Origin of the sequence: Microcystis protocystis FBCC-A270 (assembly GCF_050500235.1) — a bacterium.
Taxonomy (GTDB): domain Bacteria; phylum Cyanobacteriota; class Cyanobacteriia; order Cyanobacteriales; family Microcystaceae; genus Microcystis; species Microcystis ichthyoblabe_A.
In genome coordinates, this window is the sequence record NZ_CP191407.1 from 2,221,142 (window position 1) to 2,244,811 (window position 23,670).

Consider the following 23,670-nt stretch of genomic DNA (forward strand, 5'->3'; position numbering starts at 1 on the left):
CTACTCCTCGACATCACATTATCTATTTTAGATAGGATCGAACTGATATTGAGAACCCTTTGGCCCCTCATTGCCGCGATTAGCGCGTACTAGGGGAACTTGGTTAAAAATATTAAAATCCGTGGTGTTTCCCTGCAAGGTGATTCCTCGATTTAAAGTTTCGACTACAGTAGCACGGTCAGAACTTTTAGCGATCGCTTCTCCTAATACTTTCATGGTATCGTAGGCGGTAGCAGTACGCCAACTGACGCGACCGCGCCAACTTTTCAGCGCATCTTTGGCAAAAGGATCCGTTGCTTGGAAACTCCAAGGTACTGCTAGAACTAATCCGTCGATGCTATCCGCTCCTTGAATGAGTATATCGGGTGTATAAAGTTCATTTCCGCCTAATAAGAGCATTCCAGACGATTCTTGGGCAATAGCCACGGCTTGATCGATGCGATCGCCATCTTTACTGAGGGCCAAAAATACCACCTTAGCGCCGGCTTGTTTTGCCTGATCTATGGCGGTTTTAGCGTTAAAATTGGCTTTGGTGGTGTCTATTTCCTTAACTATCTTGCCTCCCGGTTGCTTTATTGCTTTAGCAAAGGAATCCCTTAATTTTTGACTATAGGGACTATCGGAATTATAAAAAAGAACCACTGACGGAGAATTCTCTTGCTGACTAGCATAATTAGCCAAAGTTTTGGCCACTGCTTCCAGATAACTACCGAAAACTTCCTGAGATTTATCGTCAAGGGGAATAGTTTTCAGGGTTGATTTTCCCGTTTGACTAACACGGGTAGTCAGGGGAGAAAGAATCGCTAATCCTTCTTTTTCGTAACTTTCAATCGCTTTTTGACTAAAAGGATCGATTCCGTGGCCCATAACTGCCAAAACTTGACCGGATTCAATCAGATCATCGGCTATCGCTTTTGATTGTAACCCACCGCCATCATTAGCGATGACTATTTCCAAAGGATTACCCGGATTAGAATTATTAAACTCCTCTTGATACCTGGCCACACCTCGGAGAATTTCCTTGGCGCTGTTGGGGTCGTTAGCGATGGGGACAACAACGGCTATAGTCTTTTGATTACCTTTTTGTCTGGCTTTGGCGTTATTGTAATAGATTTTGCCTTCTGGATCGTTTGCTTGGGGAGTGGCTGCTAGTTGATAAGCTGCGATCGCATTTGCCCAATCTTCCTTTTTAAAGGCCGCTGCGCCTTTTTCTTTGTTAGGAGTGGAATTAAGCAGTATTTTCTCACCTTGGCTAAATAAATCGGGATTTTTAGCCGTATTACTCACAAAAGTTGCCTCGGTTTGCTTGTCTGGGGTTTCTTCTGGTGTAACTTGGGAAGTATCGGGTTTGGGAATCACCATTTGCAATAGACTCCAACCCCCTAAACCTGCGGTTAAAGCGGTAATTATCAAAGCGAAGGGAAGTAACCAGTTAGATTTTTGGCCGACTCTAGTTGTACCCCCCGGGGAGACGACAACCGTGGTTTTAACCGTCGTTGTGACGGGATCCATCGCTTCCCTAGGTAGGCCACAGATAGGACAATCAGGAGTAGTATTTTCGCAGGGTTCATGACCCCCCGCAGTCGCTTGCGGATAAGTTTTACCATCTTTAGGGATACCGTCACATTGCCAAGTAGTCATAATCAGTTATCAGTTATCAGTGGGTAAGTTATCAGTTATCAGTGGGTAAGTTATCAGATTTGAGTTTTAAGTGAGCAGTATGTGTTAAGTGAGCAGTATTAAATAGCAGTTTCTTGCCATCTTTTCACTGTTTACTGATTACTGATTACTGTTTACTGGTCACTGTTTACTGTTTACTGATCACTGTTTACTGGTCACTGTTTGAGGACGTTGTCGTAAGCTTTGGAAATAGAGGCCACCGATAAGCAGTAAAAAGAGGATATAAGCAACAATTTGACTGATATAGAGGTTTTGACGATAACCAAACAGGGATTTGAGGAGGAGTCCGGGGAAAGTGCGATCGCTCAAAATTTGGGAACCGTCCCAAACTTGAAAACCGAGAAGACAGGAGGAGGGGAGAGAAGGACAGAAATGGCGATAAAAGGGGTCAATTTCACTTAAAAGACTGATTCCTGCGTCGATATGTTTCAAAACACCGATGAGTAATCCCGCAACGATTAAGAGGAGGAAAGTCCCCATAATTTGGAAAAAGAGACGGATATTAATTTTTACTCCCCCCGCAAATAGGAGAGTTCCCAACAAGGTTGCGACGCTTAACCCCGCTATCGCACCGAAGGTTTGTATCTGCCAATCTTTTTGGAATTGGGCCAGGATAAAGAGGACAGTTTCAAATCCCTCCCGCAAGACAGCGATAAAAACGAGCAGAAAAATCGCTTTTCCTGCCCCATTTTCCGCTTTTAAACCCGCTTTTACCGCACTTTCTACCTCAGATTTCAAAGATTTGGCCTGTTGAGTCATCCAAATTAACATCCAACTCAACATCAAAACGGCAATCAGTCCAAAAGTGGCGGCCAATAATTCCTTGATCATTGGTACGAATGGACTAGGAGAGGCATCCACTTGCAAAAGGATTCCCCCTAGCAAAACACCGACCAAAACACTAGCCACTACTCCCGCACCAATACCACGATACACCCATGAGTTAAGTTGCGATCGACCGGATTTTTGTAAACAAGCGAGGACAATTCCCACCACTAAAGCGGCCTCGAAACCTTCCCGGAGAGTGATAATAAAAGTGGGTAAAGCGGAACTAAGATTCATAAGCTAGTCGATAAACTCTAGCTTTGATCCTAGCTTAAGCAAAATCCCGCAGCATCTTGCGAATTTCCATATTGTGTAATTCTTCTTGTCCGATCATACCGCGAGCGAATTCTTCTAGGTAAATACTGGCATCTTCGACGGTTTCTAGGAGTGCTTTGTACAAATCAAGGGATTTTTTCTCATGATTGAGGCTCTCACTCAAGATTGCTTTGATATTATGTTCATAGCTTTCCTCGATGGGGGCAATTTTTAAGCTAGGATGACCTTCTAAACCGGTGAGAATTTCCCCAACTTGTTGCGCGTGGGTGAGGGACTCCGTGGCCTGAGTCTGGAAAAATTGGACGATGGGGATGCGATGGGGACCTGTCACCATCAGGGAATAGTGGGTGTAACGGACAACTCCCGCTAGTTCAAATTCCATGATTTCGTTCAGTTGTTCGATGGTTTTGTCTCTGTCTAGTTCTCGCATAAGATTCTCAATAATTTGTCTCTAATTGCAATTGTAGCTAATCCAAACCGGCTAAATGAATCTAAAAACCTTGTTGGCTAATATTTTTAGGCTTTTTTGCCATCAAAAAAGTGCTAGATATTGGAGCAATCCGGGGGAAGTTTTAGGCACTTTTTCCCTGAAAATGCCTAAAATCCCACACACCCCACGACAAACCCTTTCAGCAAACCCTAGGTGCTGAATCGAGGCAACCGAGTCAAAAAGAATTTAGCTGGGGGAATAGCAACTCAAGAGGTCATTAAAGGTTTCATTTTGCCTTAAACCATCGAAAACAAAGTTATTACGCACTAATTCGCCACATATATCCGGTTCTATGTCTAGAGCTTCGCGTAAACAGTTGATCGCTTTTTCTTGTTGACCGAGGGCGGCATAACAGCAGGCGGCATTATACCACGCATAGCGATCATCTCGATCGATTTTTAACGATTCTTCATAACAGGCGATCGCTTCTGGTAAACGCTGTAATGCTTGTAAGATCACACCCTGTTGATACCAGGACCAGTAATCTTGCGGTCGGATATCGAGGGCGGTACGATAATTAAATAAAGCCTCTTGGGGATTGCCCCAATCCCGGAAAGCGTCGCCACGTCGATACCAGGCCCAATAATCCCGGGGTCGCGCCCCCAAGGCCAGATCATAGAAAGTGATAGCGCGTTCGTAGTTTTTGAGCAATCGATAGGCCTCCCCTTGCCGGTAGGCTGCCCAATAGTCCCCCGGACTATGACTTAGGGCCCGTTGAAAACAAGCGGTCGCTTTTTCGTAGTCCTTTAATTCCTGTAGATAAACACAACCTTGATCATACCAAGCCCAATAGTTATCGGCCTTTACCTGTGCGGCGTTAGCGTAACTTTCAGCCGCTTCTTCATACATTCCCAAGTCTTCTAGTATCATACCCTTTTTGTACCATGCCCAATAATCATCTGGATAATATTCTAAGGCTTTTTCGTAGCTGATTAAGGCTCCCAAATAGTCCATTCTTTCTCTTAAAATATTGCCTTGGTCATACCAGTCCCGATAGGTATCTGGACGGCATTCGAGCGCTCGATAGACAGTAAGTAGATAGGTCATAGTCATTAATCTATAGTAATTAGGTTCGTCAGTCTTATCAGTTATCAGTTATCAGTTATCAGTGGGAGTGTTGGGTGAGCAGTGGGTGCTTTTTCCCTGAAAATTAGGTAGTTGACCACCTGAAAATCGATAAAACCCCACACCCTACACCCCACACCCCACACCCTGCCACCACCGAAAAGCTTTTTGCCGCAAACCCTAGTTATACTTTTAGAACAGATTCAGATCTGTTAAAGCGCCGAGACTGCTAGAGGAGACTAACTTGGCGAATTTGCCGAGAATTCCCGTTTTATAGCGTGGGGGACGCGGTTGCCAATGGTGACGACGACGGGTTAATTCTTCCTCCGATACATTTAACTGCAAGAGACGCTGACGAGCATCAATAGTGATTTGATCCCCCTCCTCGACTAGGGCAATTGTACCACCCACCGCCGCTTCTGGAGCGACGTGACCAACTACCATGCCATAGGTTCCCCCGGAAAAACGACCATCGGTAATTAATCCCACGGAATCCCCTAAACCGGCGCCGATAATTGCCGAAGTGGGGGCTAACATTTCCCGCATACCCGGTCCGCCTACTGGTCCCTCGTAACGGACAACCACCACATCCCCGGCTTGAATTTTTCCGGCTAAAATTGCCTCTAAACAGGTTTCTTCCGACTCAAACACCCGCGCGGGCCCGGTGATGACTGGAGTTTTCACGCCGCTAATTTTGGCCACGGCCCCCTCTGTGGCCAGATTTCCTTTTAAAATGGCTAAATGACCCTCTTTATAGACAGGATTGCTAAAAGGACGGATAACATCTTGGCCTGAGGGCGGTTGGTCGGGAATATCGGCTAAAATCTCGGCGATAGTCTGACCGCTAATGGTGAGAGCATCCCCGTGTAGTAAACCATTAACCAGGAGAATTTTCATCACTTGGGGAATACCGCCAGCTTTATGCAGATCTACGGTAACGTAACGCCCGGAGGGTTTAAGATCGCAGATAACTGGTACACGCTGGCGGATGGTTTCAAAATCATCGATCGATAATTCTACCCCGATGGTGCGGGAAATGGCTAAAAGGTGCAGGACAGCGTTAGTGGAACCTCCCACCGCCATAATTACCGAAATGGCGTTTTCAAAGGCTTTACGGGTCAAAATTTGGCTAGGGAGAATCTGTTTTCTAACCGCCTCGACCAAAACCTTGGCCGATTCTTCGGTACTATCGGCTTTTTCCTCATCTTCGGCGGCCATGGTCGAGGAGTAGGGTAAACTCATCCCCATGGCTTCAAAAATGGAAGACATGGTATTAGCAGTAAACATTCCACCACAGGAACCGGCGCCGGGGCAAGCGTTGCGTTCGATCCCGATGAGGTCTTCTTCACTGATTTTACCGGCGCTGTACTGTCCCACGGCTTCAAAGGAACTGACTACGGTTAAATCGCAATCTTTGTAGCGCCCCGGTTTAATCGTGCCACCATAGACGAAAATAGCGGGAATATTCATCCGGGCCATGGCAATCATTGCCCCCGGCATATTTTTGTCACAACCCCCGATAGCGAGGACTCCATCGAGACTTTGACCATTACAGACGGTTTCAATGGAATCGGCGATTACCTCCCTAGAAACGAGAGAATATTTCATCCCTTCTGTTCCCATGGAAATCCCGTCACTAATGGTGATAGTCCCGAAAAGTTGCGGCATTCCCCCCGCTAATCTGGTGGCTGCTTCGGCACGCATTGCTAAATCATTAATTCCCATGTTGCAGGGGGTAATGGTGCTAAATCCGTTAGCGATGCCGATGATGGGTTTGCTAAAGTCCTCATCCCCAAAACCTACCGCTCTTAACATGGCCCGATTGGGACTGCGTTGGGTACCTTGGGTAACAATGCGACTTCTGTAGTTATCTGCCATAACTTTATCTTTCTCCAATGGCGGCTGACAGGTGCGATCGCTACTCAAGTTCTCTAATCGCACCTTTATTTCTATTTTCTGACTTTTGGCCGCTCTGAGCAGGTTTTAGGACAGTCCATCTCTAAAGAAAATATAAAACTGCGGGAGTATTCAGGGGACAGGAGGTAGCAGCGGGAGTGTATCATCGATTTGAAAAAAGCTGGAAATCCTGTTTAAAAGGTATAGAAAATGGCGTTGCTAAATCAATATATGAATACTAATTGTACATCCTATCCACAAGTTAGCTTAGTCCTAGGTTTGGAACACTACCTAAAGGGCTCTTCTAGGTTCTGTGTGATAAGTTTAACTTACATAGGATTGATCAGTCTTTGTGTCCTTTGTATCTTTGTGGTTCGTTCCACCCCCTCGCTAGGAAGAATATATCTTAGAATACATTTTACCCACCAAACCCAAGAGAGCCCCTAAAGGACAATTGATACCAAATCCGACTTATAAAACCCAGTTATGAATTAGGTATCTTGAACCCAACTATGATAGGATGAGTTTTTAATTTTTCTCCTTATTTGTTGGTATTCAAATAGAAGTGATCAAAAGATTTACAACTTAGTAAATTTACGAAGAGGAAATACACACTATAACATCTCTTCTTATCATAATTTAATCCTGTTAATCGGATGTAGTTTTAATCCCTTAAATCTTTACAAACTCTTGAAATTTCAAACATTTAACACCGTACAAATAGGGAAAATTGGCCAAAAAAAACTCTCCCCAAAAAAGGGAGAGGGGGGGTAAATATTTAAAAGCTTACCATTTGAGCAGATTAAACTGTTCCATATCGATGGTGTCGCGGTTACGATAGATAGTCAGGATAATCGCTAAACCCACGGCTGCTTCGGCTGCCGCTACGGTAATCACGAAAATAGTAAAAATTTGGCCTCGGATATTAGCGGGGTCAAGATAGTTGGAAAAACCCATTAAGTTAATGTTAACAGAATTGAGCATCAATTCGATCGACATTAAAACCCGGACAGCATTGCGACTGGTGACTAAACCATAAATTCCGATACAAAATAAAGCCGCCGCTAATAACAAATAATACTCTAACTGAATCTGCATGATACCTCTAACACCGTACAGTGCAAAGTTCATGAGGTAAAAAATTATGATAACCGCCACTTATTTAGATACCTGTATCTTTGATATATTTTTTAAACACAGGAGATAAATTAAATAAGATTTCTGATTCTTCAATTTTAGTTAACAAATATCTTTTTTGTAAAGATTGTAACCCTTTAATCAAGTCATCCGCTGATAAATCTAAACTTAATTTTAATTCATTTCTTGAACAATCTTTTTTTAGGTTGATTAAGGATTGAATAATTTGTTTTTCAATGGGCGATAATCTCTTAATTATTGTAGTCAAACTTTCCTTTATTTTTGCTGTAATAACAATATTTTCCTCTTGTAAAAACTCACCGACACAACCATGATAAACATCTTGAATTAAAACAGCAATATCTTTTAAATAAAATAAATTTCTTTCGTATAACTGAACTACTTTTAACCAGCTTTCTTCATCTTCAGAACCTAAATTATTGAGGATTGCCCGATTATTTAAACCTTGTAATTCAAGTAAATCTAATTTTTCATCTGAATAATACATTTCTGAACATCGCTCTTGACTAATTAAAATTAAACTACTTTGATGTTCAATTTCGTTAGTAATTATTGAAAAGAATTCCTGATACTTTTTATGTTTAGTTTGATATTGCCCTGCTAATTCACCCTCGCTAAATAATTCCTGTACATTGTCAAAAATAATTAAACACTTTTTCCGTTGCAATAACTTTAAAAACAGAGTCAATTTATCGTGATCATTTAAGATAAAATCCGTATTAATTTTAGTGAAAATATCAGTAATAATTGTATCTAAACAATTGAATATTTTTAGATTTTGCCAAATAATTACTTCAAATTTTTCTAAATTTAATTCTACAAAATGTCTAACTAAGGTAGTTTTTCCAATTCCACTCAATCCTGATACGGAAATTAAAGGCCTTTTCTCAATTAATATTCTCTGTGTTAAGATTTCTAATTCTGAAATGCGATCGCAGAAATTACGATTTATCTTTGGAGCTAAACTTAAATCATGATATGATGTTTCTGATGGAGATTTTTCTTTATTTTCAATTGGTTTAGTGGTGTCAGGTTGAGGAGACTTTACACAATAATTAATATTTTTATTTAGTATTGTAAAAAGTTGAGAATTAACTGCTTTTTCGATATTCCAACGAAAATTAGACTTATTAAGCTCTTTTTCTTCTAATCCTAATTGCTTAGATAAAACCTTAAATATTTTATTTCTACTCACATCGCCAATATGTTTCTCATCATAACCATAACTATCTGCAATTTCTTTATAGGTTTTGCCGTTTAATAACTCTTCAATAATGTGTCGCTGAATATCGCTAAGACTTTGCCCATCTTCCTCTATCAATAAATCTTCGATAAAACGCAACAAGTGTAAACTATCCTTCATGGTGTGAAAGTGAATAAATTTTTACCTATATTATAGTTCAGTTATTGTAAAACAAGATCAAGTCATTTCTGGCCTTGTCTTAACATTTCTTTACAAAACATCAGGTGAAATCTGGTGGTGGTTGAAAAAAATCTCTGTTAATATGGTGAAAAGTTGACTAAAACAAGTACAAAGTCAGGATTTTTTGATTTAGATGATTGATTAAAAGGGTTGATATGCCTAAATTTGTTCTCGATAAATACGCTTTAGACTCGCAAAAATCGGAGGCTAAGGCAAAAGTGGTAAGTGAGTTAGGTTCAAATGCTTCAGTTTCAGGTAATGTAATAGAAGTCCCTAGTTATAACGCTACTAAAGTAGCTCAAATTTTGAGCCAAGTAGGTATTAAGTATTCGGGGGGTTAAATAAATGTCTTCACTTGAAGGAGAAAAGCATTAAGAAGAACGAGAGAAATGCTGGGAGCATCCCAATTATGTAATGAGTATAAATGCTCAGAATGGGAAGAAGGCTTTTGTAGTAACGATTCTGGTTTGAATCACACAATTTAGAGAACCGTTAAAAATCTATGAACTCCCGAAAAGGCTTGCTATCTAAGCATTTCGCATTTAAGTACAATTGTTTATTGCAAAGGTGAGATGATCCCGAAATGCTAGGAAAAAGAATAACTATAATTATTATCTTAGCACTTCAAGCCCTCAGTTGGTCAACAAGTGTGGCAGGAGCAGGGATAATATTACCAGAATTAAATTTAGTAGAGTGGCCGATAACGATTCGCGCATCTTTGCTGCTAGGAACAATTATACAAGGTTTACTTTTATTCCTGTTTTTTTTTGGAAGACAAGAAATTCAATCGTCTTTTTACAGGAGAAATTTACTTATTCTTCTAACGGTTGCTAGTATTTACACTAGCTTTTTTATCATTTATAAATCTTTCCCTGATGTAAATCTTCAGGAGAACTCGGAACAAGTAAAATTTTATAATCATGTGAAAAATTCTGTTCGACAATCGCAAACTTATCAAGATAGTCTTCAGAAATTGGAGAGAAAAAAAAAGATAGAGGTATATATGAATAAACAACTTGAGGAAGTAGGTACAGATAGATTCTATTTAGAATCAAAAAAAGAACTTGACGATTTATTAGCTCAAAACCCTCAACTCACGGCTATTGAGGAGATTAAAGCGTTAGTTGATCAAAATACAGGTAATCTCGATAATGTTAATACTCTTTTGTCATCTCTAACTGAGGACATCAGAAAAGAAGTTTATGAAAGCGTAACAACAAAAAAGGTTGATAAAAATTCTTCAACAAATGACGAATCCTTAAATAAGGAAATATTAGAAAAGTTAAAACAAAATAAAGGATATTCTGAATTTGGCTATTTTTTAATTCCTGTCCAAAAGGTTTTTGAAAGAGACATTAAAGCTATTGTTGCACTATGTATCGCAAGTTTTATTGACATTATTTCTTTAATATTCGGCGTTTCACTGGATAGAAAAGCCACAGATGGAAATATAAAAGCGAAATTAAAAAATCTATCCCGCCTGATCAAGGAATTACTGAAAAATTTCTTACCTAATTTGGTTAAAGAAATAGGACATACTTTATATATTTTTATTGCTTCTATTGGTAGTCTTATAAATGGAATTTTTAAAGGATTTATCCTTCTTCGAGTTAGGGCTTTACAAGTGTTTTATTATACTCCTTACACTATTAGAATCAAAGGAGAGCGACATGAATTTTTACATAATATATGGGAATCTATTGAATTTACTTGGGAGGAAAATAATGAATTTAATTTGCTTAACTATACTAAACTAATGACTCTAGCTCAATACAATCAATCCTATAAAGTAGGTTACAGAAAGATAATTGTTACTATGCGTAATTTGAAATGGTTGACAACTATACCAGAAGGAAATTCACCAGAAGATAAAAAATTAACTATTAAAGAATATAAAAAATTAGACGAATGGTATCACAGTGAATATTCTAAACAATTAGGACCCGAAAAAAACAGTATGTTGGACGCAGACGATTATCACCACATAATTAGACTTCCTGAAGACAAAGGAGAGGGTTTTGGAAGGTTTATGGGATGGATTGGAAAACAATTTAAAAAACTAATATTTGCTATTAGACAAATTTTCACGGGTTAATTTTTCATACTTTTAAGGTTTAACTAAAAAAACTTTTACAGAAAATCAAATTAGAATTTTATGACTATAGAAAGAGAGTATCGAAATCAAGGAGAACGTTTAGGTAGTGGATTTGACTCTTTTAAGGAGATATTACTTCCCAACAGTGCTATAGACTTAGACAATATAAATAGAGATGAATTAATAGATAAAAATTTTTTGCCAAAAGATACATTTGTTTTTCAACAAATAGAAGATGAACAGGCATTAGGTAATATGTTGAATACTTCTATTTCAGTATCTGGAATAACACCTATTTTAGTGGGACATTGCCCTTGTTTATTACAAGGAGAAGCAAAAGCACAATACTTTAAGAAATCAAATATCAATCAAAATAGTATTTATCTTTTTTTAGATTATCAATTTACAGGAGGAAGTTATCGTATTAAGAAGCCTAAACTTTCTCAAGAAGCAATCGAATTTTTACATGATAAAAGACACAATCTTCATGAATTTAGAAGAATATACGGCGATGAATTTATTGTTGGTTTTAGAACAGGCTCTGAATACACAGCACTCATAGAGATTGAATACGCTGAGAAAAGTAAACAAGAACTAAACGCCTTTGCAATAATAAGTTTTTTGCAATCAATATTTGCGGGTATAGGAGGAGGAGTTGGATTTAATTGGGAAGGCGAAACTAAGGAATACTTTAAAAATACTAAAACAACAATTTTCTGTTTCAGGAGAGGAGTTTCAGTGGGCAATACAGTTTTTACTATTGAACAACTTATCAAAGATTTTACGGATTTTCAAGATAAGTTAAAACAACAAGGAGGCGGGGTTGAATATATATCACTTTTTGCAGATTACGATCAATTAATTGATACTAGAAACTATAGAATTTTAAGCCCAGAATTAATTGAATTAAAACGAAAGTTAAAAACTCTACGAGCTATTAAGACACAAAAACAAATTAAAATACTTGCCTGTGAAAATCAATTAAGATTCGGGGGTTCTAATTCTTCAGATTTACCTCAACAGATTATAGAATTAGAGGATTCAGTTAGTAAAATACAAGATTTTATCAGAAGATGTGAAATAGAACCTGAATTAATTAGTTCACGAGAATATATAGCGTTTCTCAAAACTGATAGAAAGATTACAGAAAGTGATTGATCATCAATTAATAATATTCATAAGCCTTTAATATTTTAAAAATTTTAGCTGTCTTATCAAGACGATAAACTAATCTATGTTGAATATTAAGGTGTCTTGAATATTTTCCTTTTAAGTCACCTACCAGTTTCTCAAATGGTGGTTGAAAAATATCTTTTTCAAGCTGTTTTAATAACATTAAAACTTTATCTTTTAATATGACTTTAGCCATAATTATCTCTCTCCTTACGAAAATTTTTCAATATCAAGATCAAATCGCTATTACTGGTAATCGTGTGGTGGTGGAATTAGGCAATCGCATCGCTTATCTCAAGGACGGGGTTAAGGGAATTAATCAGAAAACTGGGGCGCAATTGTATAGTCAGATCTTAACTTGGAAAATGTCGGAAAAAATTGTCGAGGCCGAGGGGAATATTATCTATGAACAACAGGAGCCAAAATTTAATCTCACCGGCGATAAAGCGATCGGCACTTTAGAAGATAATAACATTGTTGTTACCAGTAGCTCGCCCGATCGAGTTGTCACCGAGATTTATCCCCGTTAACAGGAAAAATTAACCAAAAAAAACTCTCCCCAAAAAAGGGAGAGGGGGGGTAAATATTTAAAAGCTTACCATTTGAGCAGATTAAACTGTTCCATATCGATGGTGTCGCGGTTACGATAGATAGTCAGGATAATCGCTAAACCCACGGCTGCCTCGGCTGCCGCTACGGTAATCACGAAAATAGTAAAAATTTGGCCTCGGATATTAGCGGGGTCAAGATAGTTGGAAAAACCCATTAAGTTAATGTTAACAGAATTGAGCATCAATTCGATCGACATTAAAACCCGGACAGCATTGCGACTGGTGACTAAACCATAAATTCCGATACAAAATAAAGCCGCCGCTAATAACAAATAATACTCTAACTGAATCTGCATGATACCTCTTTTTTTGGTCTTATTTAGGGGCGGTTAATTCTCTAGGTCGTTCGGGTAATGTTAAAGCTGTGGCCGTAGGTTCTTCAGCTTTTAGGGTGGGGATAAGGTCACGACGAGCTAAAATAATTGCTCCGACCATGGCCATTAATAATAGCACGGAAGCTAATTCAAAGGGTAGCAAGAAATCACTAAAGAAATGCTTACCGATTTCTACTAAAGTGTTAGTCACCACGGCGGGAGAAGTGCTAGAAATTGACCAAGGTGTGATTAAAACCATGGTCGATAACAGGACAAATAAACCCACACAAACTAAAGCAGTAGATGCCTGACGAATCCAACGTTTAGGAATAGCAGAAAAGTCCTCTTGCTTGTTAACAAGCATAATAGCAAAGAGAATTAAAACGTTAATTGCACCCACATAAATTAGAATTTGTGCCGCCGCTACAAAATCAGCATTTAGTAAGAGATATAAACCCGAAATGCTGATAAAAACACCGCCCAATAAAAAGGCGGAATAAACGATATTAGATAATAGTACCACGCCTAAAGCTGTCCCGATTACCAGGGCTGCTAAAATGCCAAAAGATACTATTTGAACGCCCTCGGCTAAATTCACAGTAGTTTCATCTCCTTTTATGTTTGAGAGTTATTAATTATTAGTTATCAGCTTCTGAAGGCTGACGGCTGACGGCTGATAGCTAACTGCTAATTAATCGGTAATTTCTTCCGGACGTTTACCGGCGCGTTGACTACCGGCGGGTAAATCGTGGGGTTCGATAACACCTTTAGGCAGATAACCTAATTCCCTCAGAGGTGTTACCATCGGGTCTTGGGTGACTTTGTAGGGTAAACGGCCTAGGGCGACGTTATCATAGTTTAATTCATGACGATCATAGGTCGCTAGTTCGTATTCTTCGGTCATCGATAGGCAATTAGTCGGACAGTATTCCACACAATTACCGCAGAAAATACAGACCCCAAAATCGATACTGTAGTGTTTGAGTTCTTTCTTTTTAATTTCCTTGTTAAAAGTCCAATCCACTACTGGTAAATTAATCGGACAAACTCGCACACAAACTTCACAGGCGATACATTTATCGAACTCAAAGTGAATTCTACCCCGATAACGTTCCGAGGGAATTAACTTTTCGTAGGGATACTGAACGGTAATCGGACGACGACGCATATGGTCGAAGGTAACGGATAAACCTTCGCCGATGTATTTCGCCGCTTGAATGCTACCTTTGGCGTAATCGCTGACTTGTTTGAGAATGTTAAACATGATGGTCAGAGGTATAGTAGGTTAACAGGGCAAAAACGGGAATTAACCGCCAAAAGCAAAGGGAAAAGCTAGTTTTAGGGCGGCGGTAAGTAGTAGGTTAACTAAAGATACCGGTAAGAGGAATTTCCAGCCTAAATCGAGTAATTGGTCAATGCGAACCCGGGGTACAGTCCAACGCAAGAGAATAGCGATGAAGATGAGAAAATAGGCTTTTAATACCGTCATCGTAATCCCTAGGGAAGCGGTGATAATTTGTAGCCAAGGATTGGTTTCACTAACTCCCAACCAGCCGGCTAAAGCATTGACGGGGATAGGAAATTCCCAACCGCCAAGATAGAGGACGGCGAAAACTAGGGCCGACAGCACGAGGTTAACGTAGGAACCCACATAAAAGAGAGCGAATTTCATCCCCGCGTATTCGGTTTGATAACCGGCGACTAATTCCTCCTCCGCTTCCGGTAAATCGAAAGGCAGACGTTCACACTCAGCTAAAGCGGCAATCCAGAAAATCAGAAAACCCACCGGTTGGCGCCAGATATTCCAGCCTAAAATGCCATAACCGGATTGTTGTTCGACAATATCAATGGTACTGAGACTATTAGACATCATCACAATCGCTAATACCGATAAAGCCAAGGGAATTTCATAACTAATCGATTGCGCCGCGGCCCGCAGGCCTCCCAGCAAGGAATACTTATTATTCGAGGCATAACCCGCCATTAATAAACCAATGGGGGCAATACTGGACAAGGAAATCCATAAAAAGATCCCCACGTTTAGGTCAGTAATCAGCAGATTTTGACCGAAGGGGACGATGAGGTAGGAGACAAACACCGGCATCACCACCAAAATCGGCCCGAAGAGGAATAACCAAGGGTCAGCCTTAGCGGGGACGACATCTTCTTTAAAGACTAATTTCAGACCGTCGGCGACTGGTTGTAAAACGCCTAAGGGTCCTGCGTATTCGGGCCCGATACGCTGTTGGACGGCGGCGGAAATTTTCCTTTCTAACCAGACGCACACTAAAACCCCCACTGTGGCGGCAATAATCATCAGGAACATGGGTAAAGGCATCCAAATCGCTTTAGCCAGTCCTCCACTTAATCCCAAGTCTGTTAGGGATTTAATGAAACTTTCTTGTAAATCTATGCCTTGATTCATATTTGGCGATCGCTGTACTGTCAATAGTTCGGCATGGTCTGAAGATTTTTAAGCAAATCTTATAGCCTAGTATACAGTTAGTCGGTCTGAGGGTTATCAGTAAAGTGACAAAGGCTTCAACTCATTAGCAGCCAAGAGAGTCAAGCAATCTTGATTCCCCGTCCGAGAATAGGTATTAGTCAATAGTTAGACTCTGAATCTATCAATGTTCTCATCTGTTTCTTAGCGCCGACAACCTCAGTTAGTTACCAATTATTCACAGGAAAAAAATACAGCTAAGTTTTACCCACTGTTAAAACCCAGTTATCGAGCGTTTCTCGCCAATCGCGGCTATTTTTTCTGATAAGCCGCCTGTAGATCCCGAATCGAAAACAAAGCTTGAAACTGTATTCCCTGAGATTGGTAAAATTCCGCCCCTCCTTGTTCTCTATCCACCAAAGCAATGATTAAATCTACCTGATAACCCGCATTGCGTAATCTTTCTACCGCTACCATGGCACTTTTCCCCGTTGTCACCACATCTTCGAGGACAACCACCGCGGCACCGGGGTTTAAAGTCGGCCCCTCGATATAAGCCATAGTACCGTGACCTTTTGCCTCTTTACGGACGATTAAAGCTGGAATCGGGCGATTTTCGTAGGCAGATACCACAATAACGGCACTGACAATCGGATCCGCCCCTAGGGTTAATCCTGCCACCGCTTGGGTATCTGGAGGCAGTAGGGACAGCAATAAACGCCCCACGGCTAAAGCTCCCTCAGCATTGAGGGTAACTTGTTTACCGTTGATATAGTAGCTGCTTTTTTGTCCTGAAGACAGGGTGAAATCCCCCTCTCGATAGGCAAGACGGACAAGAGCATCGAGGAGAAATTGACGCAGGGAAGCAGTGTCGAGATTCGCTACCGAGGAATTAGCCATATTTTCAGGATTGGGAGCCTGACTGACTCCAAAATTTCGGTTACAATTAAGCCAAAAGTCATTATATATTGACTCGATCGCTAGTATTGATTTCTTTCTCATCCCATTGAAGCAATTTTTTAATTAACCCTATCCCTGTGAGGAGATTTTTACCCATGCGCGCTAAGTTTTTACTTCCTTCCCTGTTTTGTTTAACCGGTTTAGTCTGGTTGAGTTCGCCTAGTGCGATCGCCCAACGTTCCCCCGCCACCACTCCGGCACCGGTAAAAACCCAACAATTGCAACTTGTCCCCTCTCCCGATACGGCGGTAGGATTTAATAATATCCCTGGTTTGTTTAACCGCGCTGTTAATAACAATACGGGTCGTTTCTACGACTACACCAGCATTTTAGGACAGTTAAACTCTCTTTTTGGTTGGCGTACTTTTATGCAAGGTTCCTATTTCGATAATCTGATTACTCGGGATGCGAAATTGGTCGAAACTTTATACTATGATGTCATGCAACAGCAACAGTCTGGACCTTTAATTCGCACCCAAGATTTACCCAATCCCTTCGATACTTCCCTACAGGAAAATCCCAGTTATTTAAGTCCAGGCGGATTTTAATCCACCTGAGAAGCTAAACTCTCACCCATTTGGCAATATCAAGGGTTTTGTCATAACGATAGCTCATGCCATCATTGGCAACAATTATTTGACCTCGACTGGCTTTATTTTTGATCGTACTTAAGCTATAGTTGGTCAGTTTTTGCATTTCTTGATGGGTAAAATTGTCTTGATTGTTCATTTCAGAGACAATTTCTATCGTTTCATCAACGGTTTTGGCATTGTTAGAATGAGTTGCAATCGCTGCTGATGGATGATAGTCTGCCATGCTCATTAAGCGCCAAGTAGAATCCTCGGAAAGTTCCAAAACCCTTTGATGATAGTTAAACAAACTTTCTCGATGTCCGACACTAATAAAGGTCTTGCCAGTTTGTTGTAACTGTTTATATAAATGATCTTCATTTTTTAAATCTAAAGCACTGGTGGCTTCATCTAAAATCACAAAATCTGGCTGATTAACGAATAGTCGCGCAAAGGCTAGACGCTGTTGTTCTCCTAAAGATAAAATATTTTCCCAATCCACTTCCTCATCAAAATTTTTGATGCGATTAAGAACATCTTGCAGGTTAACTTCTTGTAAGATTTCTTTTAATTGGGATTCACTCATCTCCGTTGTCGTTTGAGGATAAATTAGCTGTTCGCGCAGGTTTCCTAAAATGATATAAGGACGTTGGGGTAAAAATAATAAATCGTCGAGGGGAGGTCGCACCAAATGACCTGTACCTGTATTCCATAACCCAGAAATAGCGCGTAAAAGAGAACTTTTTCCTCGACCACTTGGCCCAACAATTAATAAACCTTCCCCTGGTTCAACGGACAGGGATAAATGTTCGACAATCACTTTAGCGGCATCGGGAGTTTGTAAGGTGACATCATCAAAAGCTAGATTGTTATCTTCAATGACTTTAATGGTATTAACTGGGTTGGTTTGTTCGCTTACACCCTCTAAAGCTTGGTAAAACTCTTCTAAACGTTCAATATAATTAATAAACTCACCGGAGCGTCCAAATTCATCCACTAACACGGATAAGGCTGTGGAAAAGAAATAGCAACAATAGCTGACTTGGTTAACTTGTCCAAACTCAATTCTCCCACTAATATATAATGGGGAAACAATTAAGAAGGGGAAGATTTAAACAATGGATTGATAGCCGCGGTTAAAAAATTCTTGGGTTCTTTCCCAATTAATTCTTTCAATTATAATTTTAATCACCTGATTGAACTTCCTTTGAATAATATTTAACTCTTTTTCTTCCCCTCTAAAAAATGCAATTGATTCGGCATGAGTCCGAACATGAGTAATGGCGTATTTATAGGTTCCTTCGGTTTCTAATTGTTGTTTACTGACTTTATTTAATTGTTGAGTAATATAGGTAGCAAGAATATTTCCAATAATCGTATAAACCAGAAGCACTATAGAAATGGTTCTAGAAATTGACCAAAGGATGACAATAAAAACCAGCATCTCCATGAGTTTTTCGACGCAGGTTGTTAAAAAGTCCATCGTTGTTCTGGTGATGGGTTGAATTTCTTGGGATAAACGTTGATCTGGATTTTCAATATCTCCTTTAAAATTGATTTGATAATAAGCACGATTTTTAAAATATTTTTGCAAGATACTACTATTGATCCATTGATACCAATCTAGCGCAATTAGTTTTTTAAGAAACTTGGACAATCCTCCGAAAAACGTCATACTGCCTAGGGTAATCGCATAAATAATGACAAGATGAGTTAATTTTTCTGCATCCCTAGCTTCTGTGAAGGTAATTAAGTCTCTAAAAACAAAACTATTAAACGCATTAAGACCTACTAATCCCACTAATAATAAAAACAATAAAACGAGCATTCCCCAGGAACGAATAATCTGCGAAAAAGCTCTATCCTGGTGTTCTTTAGGATACCAATAAACTTAAATAAATCTTAAAAATTCTTGAAGAGATTGATTGAAAGTTCGGACATCTTCTTTGAGATTTATACTATCTGAGGTTTTTTCTGAAACATTCATAGGATTCTCCTTGGGCTAAAATGGTGACATTATAACTTTGAATGTCTATCTCTTGAGTTAGACATTAATTCAGCATACCATAAAAATCTGCATTGTTATCAGAAATTATATTATTACTATTTTCTGGATTTTCTACAGATCAGGAATGAATATTAACCGAATTGAATCAGATTCATAATCGTTTGATAATTTTGGCAGGATTACCTGCAACGATTGTAAAAGGTTCTACATCTTTTGTTACAACAGAACCTGCTCCAATAATTGCCCCTTTCCCAATCGTAACCCCTTTAAGAATCGCAACATTAAATCCAATCCAAACATGATCTTCTATCACCACGGGTGCAGATTGTATATCAACATCCTCAGCATCCTTAATCAGATTATTCAAAATGATTACTTCCATAAATTCTTTCTGTCTTAAAACATAATTTAATGAATGAGCATCGGTATCATAAATACTGACATCATCGGAAATTATAACTTCGTTTCCAATTTTGATAGAAGTAGCTGATCTAATTCGAGTTCCTTCACCAATATAACAATTTCTCCCTATTTCTATTTTTCCACCAAAAGGAAATATAGCTAATTCTCCGATAATTACTGTATTCTCTCCAATTTGAATTAGAGTTTTATCCTCCCTATAGTTTATACACTTTCCGATAAATTTGACGGAACTGTGAAATGTAGCATTGTCGGAAAGTTTTTTATGTTTTTCGATCCGTTTTTGTTTTTCTAAAAATTTTGAAATTAATAAATATAATTGATGTTTTAAATTAAACATAAGATTTTACTCGTGAAATTAATGAATGGATGAGATAAGCTGGTGCAATTCAGCTTATCGGGTATGATTAAATCGACATTTATTGTGTTAAAAACCCACTTTTAGTAAAATATGCAAAATAACTGTTGTCTTTGCCAAACGGGAAAATCACCGTATTGAATAGGGAAATTTGGTCAAGGATTAGATTATTTTTGTAAAAAGCTTCATATAAATGAGAAAGTTCTTGTAGTAAATCCAATAAAGGCAAATTTAACTGAATTTTTAGTTTAATAATTTGTCGAGGAGTTTTGTCAACTTCTTGAAAACAAGTTCGCAACAATTCATGACGTTGCATAATAGTTTCCAAAGCTTTTCTAAAGATATTAACGTCCAAATTGCCGTCAATTTGAAAGCGAAACGGCATATTATAGGTATAGCCGTTAGCTTCTAATTGGTACAAAAACCAAAGTCGTTCTTGAGAAAAAGAAAGCGGTACAAGTTGAGACGGATTCCTAGGAGGTATCGTATTTGTTTTTACACCGATTCCTTTTTTTTGTAGTAACAGCTTGAGTAATTTCTGTTTGTCTTGAGAGTTATGGTTCATTTTTGACATGGGTTAAATAGGATTAATTCAGTGATTTTAGGTTGGTTTGATGGATACAAATCAACCTAAAAATTGTTTAATTATTGATGCTAAATAGCGGTATAACCTCCATCTACCATTAAAATTGCTCCAGTTACATAAGAGGAAGCTTCGGACGCTAAAAACACGACAGGGCCAATTAACTCTTCTAAATCTCTGGTTCGTTTCATGGGAATTCTAGTATATAATTCGTCCACTTCATCGGAAGTTGAACGTAAACCTTCTGTTCCTTCCATCATATTATTCATATACCCCAGTGCAAAAGCATTGACTCGAATTTTGTGACTAGCTAATTCGACCGCTAGGGATTTTACTAATTGATTGACACCACCTTTTGCGGCGCTATATGCTCCTGAAGATTTGGGAACAGCAACGAAAGCACAGATAGAAGAATTCATAATAATTGATCCCTTTGTTCCTTGTTTGATCATTTGTTTGGTTGCGAGTTGAGCGCAATTAAAATAACCTTTTAAGTCAACATTAATAACCTGATCCCATTCAAATTCCTCTAATTCATCAGTGTTTTTGAGAATTTCAACCCCTGCATTACAGACCATAATATCGAGTTGACCATAATTAGCAACCGTCTGGTTAATTAAATTCTGACAAGCTTGACTTTGACGAACATCGGTCTGGATTGCGATTGCCTCGCCTCCTGCTTCTTGAATCAGTTGAACCGTTTGTTCAACACCAACTTGATTAATATCACCAATTACTACCTTAGCTCTAGCTTGTGCTAATCCTTGGGCTAATACCCGACCAATTCCTCGGGCAGCACCCGTGATAATTGCAACTTTACCTGTTAAATCAAAGAGATGATTTGTCATTTTTTTCCTTCAGTTTAAATCAATGTCCACTATAGAAAGTTTAATTCATTTAGGTTCAGCTTTGAGATAGTAAAGCTTGAACTTCTTCTGGTGAAAGTCTAGAAATTTCTTGAACCGTTACGGCAATTTCATTTAGTAACCCTTCATTCCCCACTAATTCAATCATGACTTGAGTTAATTGGCTGATAGTTGAGTGATTAAAAAGTTGACGCACAGAAATTTCAATTTCTAAGGTTTGACGGATTTTACTAATCAGTTGAATCGCTTTTAAAGAATGCCCACCTAACAGAAAGAAATCGTCTTCAATCCCAACTCGTTCGACTTCTAAAATTTCTGCCCAAATTACCGCTAAAACTTCTTCAATTGCAGTTCGAGGAGCGACATAATTTTCAGTTAACGATAAGGGGTTTTTATCGGGTATTGGTAAGACTTTTCGATCAACTTTACCGTTAGGACTGAGTTGAAAAGATTCCATTTATCAAAGACTAATGGAGTTGGAGAGGTAAAACCTTGAAGATTTTGTCGCCAAAAGCGTTCGGACTGAGTTTGCTCTTGCTGTTGTACCCAATTAATATAGTCTTGGTAAGGGCGAGGTGTCGGTAAATTGACGGGTCGATGGTTGATGAGTCCAGCGTAAAACTCGAAAACTTCTTTCAACAGAATTGCTGTTGACCAACCATCTAATAAAATATGATGCCCAGTATTAATAAATTCATATTTTTGATCTTCGACTTGAATTAAATGACATCGAATTAAGGGGACTTTATCTAATTCAAAATATTGCTCTCTATCAGAGGTTAATAATTCCTGAAATTTAGTTTCTTGTTCGGCGTAAGAATGCGATCGCCAATCTTGATTAAACCAAGGCAAGGTGACATTTTTTCTAACCACTTGTAAAGGCTGTTTGGTTTTTTTCCAAGCAAAACAAGTCCGTAAAATACTATGTCTATCTACTACTTTTTGCCAAGCTTGTTGGAACGCATTAATATCTAAATTGCCTTGCAAGGTGATTTGAATTTGTGATAAATACGTCTTTGATTCTGGATTATATAAAGAATGAAATAGCATCCCCTGCTGCATGGGAGAAAGGGGATAAATGGATTCAATATCTTTTTTACTAACCCTAGATTGTTGAGGTGTTACCATTATTTTTCCCAATAGATTAAATAAAAATGTGCGTGAGTTTCTTGAATCAAACTTAGAACGAATTACCTTTAAGGCTCTTCTAGGTTCTGTGTGATAAGTTTAACTTACATAGGATCGATCAATCTTTGTGTCCTCTGTGTCTCTGTGGTTCCTTCCACCCCCTCGCTAGTAGGATTAATTTTATCCCAAATTTTGGCAACAATTTCTGTGTTTAAATTATGAACATGATACACCGCTTTTTCTGGAGAAGTTTTTTTAATAGCAAGATAAGGATTAGCAGAACCAACTTTACCCATTTGATCAACTAGGATCACCGAAGGTTGTTGAAGCTCCTGTTTAAATTTGCGTGGCAGCCTGCAAATATTAAAATTATTAATAATACTGGAAAAAATGGGAAAGTTACGATTATCTTTAGTCGGATAATAGGGAACAAATTTGTCTAACATTTGAGATTTAGATTGGCTATTCATGACCCCTGTGGTTGTTGATTTTTAATTGATGGATAAGTTTAAAATGCTGACGAGGATAAACCCCCATCGAGGGGAATAGTAATTCCCGTTATATAACTCGCACATTCTGAAGCTAAAAATACAACGAGATTAGCAAATTCTTCAGTCGTACCAATTCGATTCATGGGAATTGTTTTTAGAATTCTTTCTCGGATTAAATCTGGGGTCGTTCCCTCCTTTTTGGCATAAATTTCTAAATATTCTCGATGTCTAGGGGTGTCAATAACGCCGGGGTTAACACTATTAATTAAAACATTATAGGGGGCGGTTTGTCTAGCTACTGATTTGGTAAAATTCATTAAAGCTGCATTGACAACACCCGATTTAACTAAACGAGGGGATGGCTCTTTTCCCGATGTGCCAATGATATTAACAATTCTTCCCCAATGTTGTTTTTTCATAATCGGTAATACTAAATTGGTTAAGCGAATATAACCGATTAATTTCCCTTGAAAAACGTTGAACCAATCTTCATCGGAAAGGTTTTCAATTAAATTTTCAGCAAAGTTAGCTCCTTCAGAATTATTGACTAAAATGTCAATTTTGCCGTATTGATTTAAAGAGTCCTGTATTAATTGTTCAGAATCTTGAGCTTGATGGACATCAGCCACTAAACTCAGAATTTGTTGGGCAGGATAAGCTTGAGCCAGAGATTGATAAGCTTGTTCTAAGCGTTGGGAATTGCGACCACAAATAATTAAGTGACAGCCTTCTTCTGCTAATTTTTTAGCAATAGTAAACCCAATTCCCGCACTACTTCCCGTAATCAAAGCCACTTTATATTTTAATCCTAAATCCATAAACTTTTTCCTAGCATTTT

At 38.7% G+C, this 23,670-nt stretch carries 24 protein-coding genes and 2 pseudogenes; 5 read left to right on the forward strand and 21 right to left on the reverse strand.

The annotated features are described in order from the left end of the window. Positions 1 to 27: 27 nt before the first annotated feature. The 7 genes from ACQY1X_RS10865 to ACQY1X_RS10895 all read right to left on the reverse strand — a co-directional run bounded on the left by ACQY1X_RS10865 (position 28) and on the right by ACQY1X_RS10895 (position 8,753). Positions 28 to 1,641: an ABC transporter substrate-binding protein gene (locus ACQY1X_RS10865; RefSeq protein WP_190537655.1), complete on the reverse strand. Its 1,614-nt coding sequence runs from the start codon at positions 1,639 to 1,641 to the stop codon at positions 28 to 30. 180 nt (positions 1,642 to 1,821) lie between these two features. Next, positions 1,822 to 2,742, reverse strand: a complete 921-nt coding sequence (locus tag ACQY1X_RS10870; RefSeq protein ID WP_190537654.1) for an FTR1 family iron permease — start codon at positions 2,740 to 2,742, stop codon at positions 1,822 to 1,824. 34 nt (positions 2,743 to 2,776) lie between these two features. Then, positions 2,777 to 3,211, reverse strand: coding sequence for a ferritin-like domain-containing protein (locus tag ACQY1X_RS10875; protein ID WP_002775054.1), 435 nt, complete (start codon positions 3,209 to 3,211; stop codon positions 2,777 to 2,779). Positions 3,212 to 3,457: 246 nt separating this feature from the next. Next, on the reverse strand, positions 3,458 to 4,318 hold the full coding sequence (locus ACQY1X_RS10880) for a tetratricopeptide repeat protein (protein ID WP_430015677.1): 861 nt from the start codon (positions 4,316 to 4,318) through the stop codon (positions 3,458 to 3,460). A 210-nt stretch (positions 4,319 to 4,528) separates the two neighbouring features. Next, the gene (gene ilvD, locus ACQY1X_RS10885; protein WP_002734426.1) at positions 4,529 to 6,214 is read right to left on the reverse strand and encodes a dihydroxy-acid dehydratase; all 1,686 of its coding nucleotides are present in this window, start codon (positions 6,212 to 6,214) and stop codon (positions 4,529 to 4,531) included. An 804-nt stretch (positions 6,215 to 7,018) separates the two neighbouring features. Next, positions 7,019 to 7,324, reverse strand: a complete 306-nt coding sequence (gene nuoK / locus ACQY1X_RS10890) for an NADH-quinone oxidoreductase subunit NuoK (protein ID WP_197533180.1) — start codon at positions 7,322 to 7,324, stop codon at positions 7,019 to 7,021. Positions 7,325 to 7,394: 70 nt separating this feature from the next. Beyond that, the gene (locus ACQY1X_RS10895) at positions 7,395 to 8,753 is read right to left on the reverse strand and encodes an AAA family ATPase (protein WP_002753759.1); all 1,359 of its coding nucleotides are present in this window, start codon (positions 8,751 to 8,753) and stop codon (positions 7,395 to 7,397) included. Between the two features lie 215 nt (positions 8,754 to 8,968). On the opposite strand from ACQY1X_RS10895, the gene ACQY1X_RS10900 reads away from it, so the two are divergent. The 3 genes from ACQY1X_RS10900 (at position 8,969) to ACQY1X_RS10910 (ending at position 12,066) form a co-directional block, all read left to right on the forward strand. After that, entirely contained in the window at positions 8,969 to 9,154 is a 186-nt protein-coding gene (locus ACQY1X_RS10900; protein ID WP_002800275.1) for a hypothetical protein, read from the forward strand. Between the two features lie 242 nt (positions 9,155 to 9,396). Then, the gene (locus ACQY1X_RS10905) at positions 9,397 to 10,908 is read left to right on the forward strand and encodes a hypothetical protein (RefSeq protein WP_430015678.1); all 1,512 of its coding nucleotides are present in this window, start codon (positions 9,397 to 9,399) and stop codon (positions 10,906 to 10,908) included. A gap of 60 nt (positions 10,909 to 10,968) precedes the next feature. Then, on the forward strand, positions 10,969 to 12,066 hold the full coding sequence (locus tag ACQY1X_RS10910; RefSeq protein ID WP_287232012.1) for a hypothetical protein: 1,098 nt from the start codon (positions 10,969 to 10,971) through the stop codon (positions 12,064 to 12,066). 7 nt (positions 12,067 to 12,073) lie between these two features. On the opposite strand, the gene ACQY1X_RS10915 is transcribed toward ACQY1X_RS10910, so the two are convergent. Beyond that, positions 12,074 to 12,277 carry a Txe/YoeB family addiction module toxin gene (locus ACQY1X_RS10915; protein WP_430015679.1) on the reverse strand — a complete coding sequence of 68 codons (204 nt, stop codon included), beginning with the start codon at positions 12,275 to 12,277 and terminating at the stop codon, positions 12,074 to 12,076. A gap of 16 nt (positions 12,278 to 12,293) precedes the next feature. On the opposite strand from ACQY1X_RS10915, the pseudogene ACQY1X_RS10920 reads away from it, so the two are divergent. After that, a pseudogene (locus ACQY1X_RS10920) lies at positions 12,294 to 12,611 on the forward strand (LPS export ABC transporter periplasmic protein LptC); the annotation flags it as partial. A 65-nt stretch (positions 12,612 to 12,676) separates the two neighbouring features. Here ACQY1X_RS10920 and nuoK (ACQY1X_RS10925) read toward each other — a convergent pair. The 5 genes from nuoK (ACQY1X_RS10925) to pyrE form a co-directional block, all read right to left on the reverse strand. Further along, a complete protein-coding gene (nuoK, locus tag ACQY1X_RS10925) occupies positions 12,677 to 12,982 on the reverse strand; it encodes an NADH-quinone oxidoreductase subunit NuoK (protein WP_197533180.1) in 306 nt (101 codons plus the stop codon). A gap of 25 nt (positions 12,983 to 13,007) precedes the next feature. Further along, a complete protein-coding gene (locus tag ACQY1X_RS10930; protein WP_185239303.1) occupies positions 13,008 to 13,604 on the reverse strand; it encodes an NADH-quinone oxidoreductase subunit J in 597 nt (198 codons plus the stop codon). A gap of 93 nt (positions 13,605 to 13,697) precedes the next feature. After that, complete coding sequence (gene ndhI / locus ACQY1X_RS10935) at positions 13,698 to 14,270, reverse strand: NAD(P)H-quinone oxidoreductase subunit I (protein WP_002733194.1); 573 nt, start codon at positions 14,268 to 14,270, stop codon at positions 13,698 to 13,700. Between the two features lie 42 nt (positions 14,271 to 14,312). After that, complete coding sequence (gene nuoH, locus ACQY1X_RS10940) at positions 14,313 to 15,431, reverse strand: NADH-quinone oxidoreductase subunit NuoH (protein WP_002775034.1); 1,119 nt, start codon at positions 15,429 to 15,431, stop codon at positions 14,313 to 14,315. A 330-nt stretch (positions 15,432 to 15,761) separates the two neighbouring features. Further along, the gene (gene pyrE / locus ACQY1X_RS10945; protein ID WP_430014551.1) at positions 15,762 to 16,451 is read right to left on the reverse strand and encodes an orotate phosphoribosyltransferase; all 690 of its coding nucleotides are present in this window, start codon (positions 16,449 to 16,451) and stop codon (positions 15,762 to 15,764) included. Between the two features lie 53 nt (positions 16,452 to 16,504). Between pyrE and ACQY1X_RS10950 the strand changes: the two genes are divergently transcribed. Further along, entirely contained in the window at positions 16,505 to 16,957 is a 453-nt protein-coding gene (locus ACQY1X_RS10950; protein ID WP_430014552.1) for a porin, read from the forward strand. 13 nt (positions 16,958 to 16,970) lie between these two features. Here the strand turns inward: ACQY1X_RS10950 and ACQY1X_RS10955 are convergent. The 8 genes and pseudogenes from ACQY1X_RS10955 to ACQY1X_RS10990 form a co-directional block, all read right to left on the reverse strand. Further along, positions 16,971 to 18,965, reverse strand: a pseudogene (locus ACQY1X_RS10955) (ABC transporter ATP-binding protein/permease). A 172-nt stretch (positions 18,966 to 19,137) separates the two neighbouring features. Beyond that, positions 19,138 to 19,746, reverse strand: a complete 609-nt coding sequence (locus tag ACQY1X_RS10960; protein ID WP_002753730.1) for an acyltransferase — start codon at positions 19,744 to 19,746, stop codon at positions 19,138 to 19,140. A 79-nt stretch (positions 19,747 to 19,825) separates the two neighbouring features. After that, positions 19,826 to 20,329 carry a condensation domain-containing protein gene (locus tag ACQY1X_RS10965; RefSeq protein ID WP_223210823.1) on the reverse strand — a complete coding sequence of 168 codons (504 nt, stop codon included), beginning with the start codon at positions 20,327 to 20,329 and terminating at the stop codon, positions 19,826 to 19,828. 89 nt (positions 20,330 to 20,418) lie between these two features. Continuing rightward, positions 20,419 to 21,195, reverse strand: coding sequence for an SDR family NAD(P)-dependent oxidoreductase (locus tag ACQY1X_RS10970; protein WP_002753728.1), 777 nt, complete (start codon positions 21,193 to 21,195; stop codon positions 20,419 to 20,421). Positions 21,196 to 21,250: 55 nt separating this feature from the next. Next, positions 21,251 to 21,670 carry a phosphopantetheine-binding protein gene (locus tag ACQY1X_RS10975; RefSeq protein ID WP_043998503.1) on the reverse strand — a complete coding sequence of 140 codons (420 nt, stop codon included), beginning with the start codon at positions 21,668 to 21,670 and terminating at the stop codon, positions 21,251 to 21,253. Then, positions 21,589 to 22,341 carry a condensation domain-containing protein gene (locus tag ACQY1X_RS10980; protein ID WP_430015680.1) on the reverse strand — a complete coding sequence of 251 codons (753 nt, stop codon included), beginning with the start codon at positions 22,339 to 22,341 and terminating at the stop codon, positions 21,589 to 21,591. The genes ACQY1X_RS10975 and ACQY1X_RS10980 overlap by 82 nt, the downstream gene beginning before the upstream one ends. Positions 22,342 to 22,445: 104 nt before the next feature. After that, on the reverse strand, positions 22,446 to 22,811 hold the full coding sequence (locus tag ACQY1X_RS10985; RefSeq protein WP_187602901.1) for a capsular polysaccharide biosynthesis protein: 366 nt from the start codon (positions 22,809 to 22,811) through the stop codon (positions 22,446 to 22,448). Between the two features lie 38 nt (positions 22,812 to 22,849). Next, entirely contained in the window at positions 22,850 to 23,650 is an 801-nt protein-coding gene (locus tag ACQY1X_RS10990; RefSeq protein ID WP_002753721.1) for an SDR family oxidoreductase, read from the reverse strand. Between the last annotated feature and the right edge of the window lie 20 nt (positions 23,651 to 23,670).

Excerpts from the sequence above, each read along its gene's own strand:
- ACQY1X_RS10965 (WP_223210823.1), bottom strand. The coding sequence starts at position 20,329 with ATGAACCATAACTCTCAAGACAAACAGAAATTACTCAAGCTGTTACTA.
- ACQY1X_RS10960 (WP_002753730.1), bottom strand. The coding sequence starts at position 19,746 with ATGTTTAATTTAAAACATCAATTATATTTATTAATTTCAAAATTTTTA.
- ACQY1X_RS10915 (WP_430015679.1), bottom strand. The coding sequence starts at position 12,277 with ATGGCTAAAGTCATATTAAAAGATAAAGTTTTAATGTTATTAAAACAG.
- ilvD (WP_002734426.1), bottom strand. The coding sequence starts at position 6,214 with ATGGCAGATAACTACAGAAGTCGCATTGTTACCCAAGGTACCCAACGC.
- ACQY1X_RS10900 (WP_002800275.1), top strand. The coding sequence starts at position 8,969 with ATGCCTAAATTTGTTCTCGATAAATACGCTTTAGACTCGCAAAAATCG.
- ACQY1X_RS10985 (WP_187602901.1), bottom strand. The coding sequence starts at position 22,811 with ATGAATAGCCAATCTAAATCTCAAATGTTAGACAAATTTGTTCCCTAT.
- ACQY1X_RS10910 (WP_287232012.1), top strand. The coding sequence starts at position 10,969 with ATGACTATAGAAAGAGAGTATCGAAATCAAGGAGAACGTTTAGGTAGT.
- ACQY1X_RS10970 (WP_002753728.1), bottom strand. The coding sequence starts at position 21,195 with ATGACAAATCATCTCTTTGATTTAACAGGTAAAGTTGCAATTATCACG.
- ACQY1X_RS10980 (WP_430015680.1), bottom strand. The coding sequence starts at position 22,341 with ATGGTAACACCTCAACAATCTAGGGTTAGTAAAAAAGATATTGAATCC.
- ACQY1X_RS10905 (WP_430015678.1), top strand. The coding sequence starts at position 9,397 with ATGCTAGGAAAAAGAATAACTATAATTATTATCTTAGCACTTCAAGCC.
- nuoH (WP_002775034.1), bottom strand. The coding sequence starts at position 15,431 with ATGAATCAAGGCATAGATTTACAAGAAAGTTTCATTAAATCCCTAACA.
- ACQY1X_RS10950 (WP_430014552.1), top strand. The coding sequence starts at position 16,505 with ATGCGCGCTAAGTTTTTACTTCCTTCCCTGTTTTGTTTAACCGGTTTA.
- ACQY1X_RS10870 (WP_190537654.1), bottom strand. The coding sequence starts at position 2,742 with ATGAATCTTAGTTCCGCTTTACCCACTTTTATTATCACTCTCCGGGAA.
- ACQY1X_RS10865 (WP_190537655.1), bottom strand. The coding sequence starts at position 1,641 with ATGACTACTTGGCAATGTGACGGTATCCCTAAAGATGGTAAAACTTAT.
- ACQY1X_RS10975 (WP_043998503.1), bottom strand. The coding sequence starts at position 21,670 with ATGGAATCTTTTCAACTCAGTCCTAACGGTAAAGTTGATCGAAAAGTC.
- ACQY1X_RS10875 (WP_002775054.1), bottom strand. The coding sequence starts at position 3,211 with ATGCGAGAACTAGACAGAGACAAAACCATCGAACAACTGAACGAAATC.
- ACQY1X_RS10990 (WP_002753721.1), bottom strand. The coding sequence starts at position 23,650 with ATGGATTTAGGATTAAAATATAAAGTGGCTTTGATTACGGGAAGTAGT.
- ndhI (WP_002733194.1), bottom strand. The coding sequence starts at position 14,270 with ATGTTTAACATTCTCAAACAAGTCAGCGATTACGCCAAAGGTAGCATT.
- ACQY1X_RS10880 (WP_430015677.1), bottom strand. The coding sequence starts at position 4,318 with ATGACCTATCTACTTACTGTCTATCGAGCGCTCGAATGCCGTCCAGAT.
- pyrE (WP_430014551.1), bottom strand. The coding sequence starts at position 16,451 with ATGAGAAAGAAATCAATACTAGCGATCGAGTCAATATATAATGACTTT.
- ACQY1X_RS10895 (WP_002753759.1), bottom strand. The coding sequence starts at position 8,753 with ATGAAGGATAGTTTACACTTGTTGCGTTTTATCGAAGATTTATTGATA.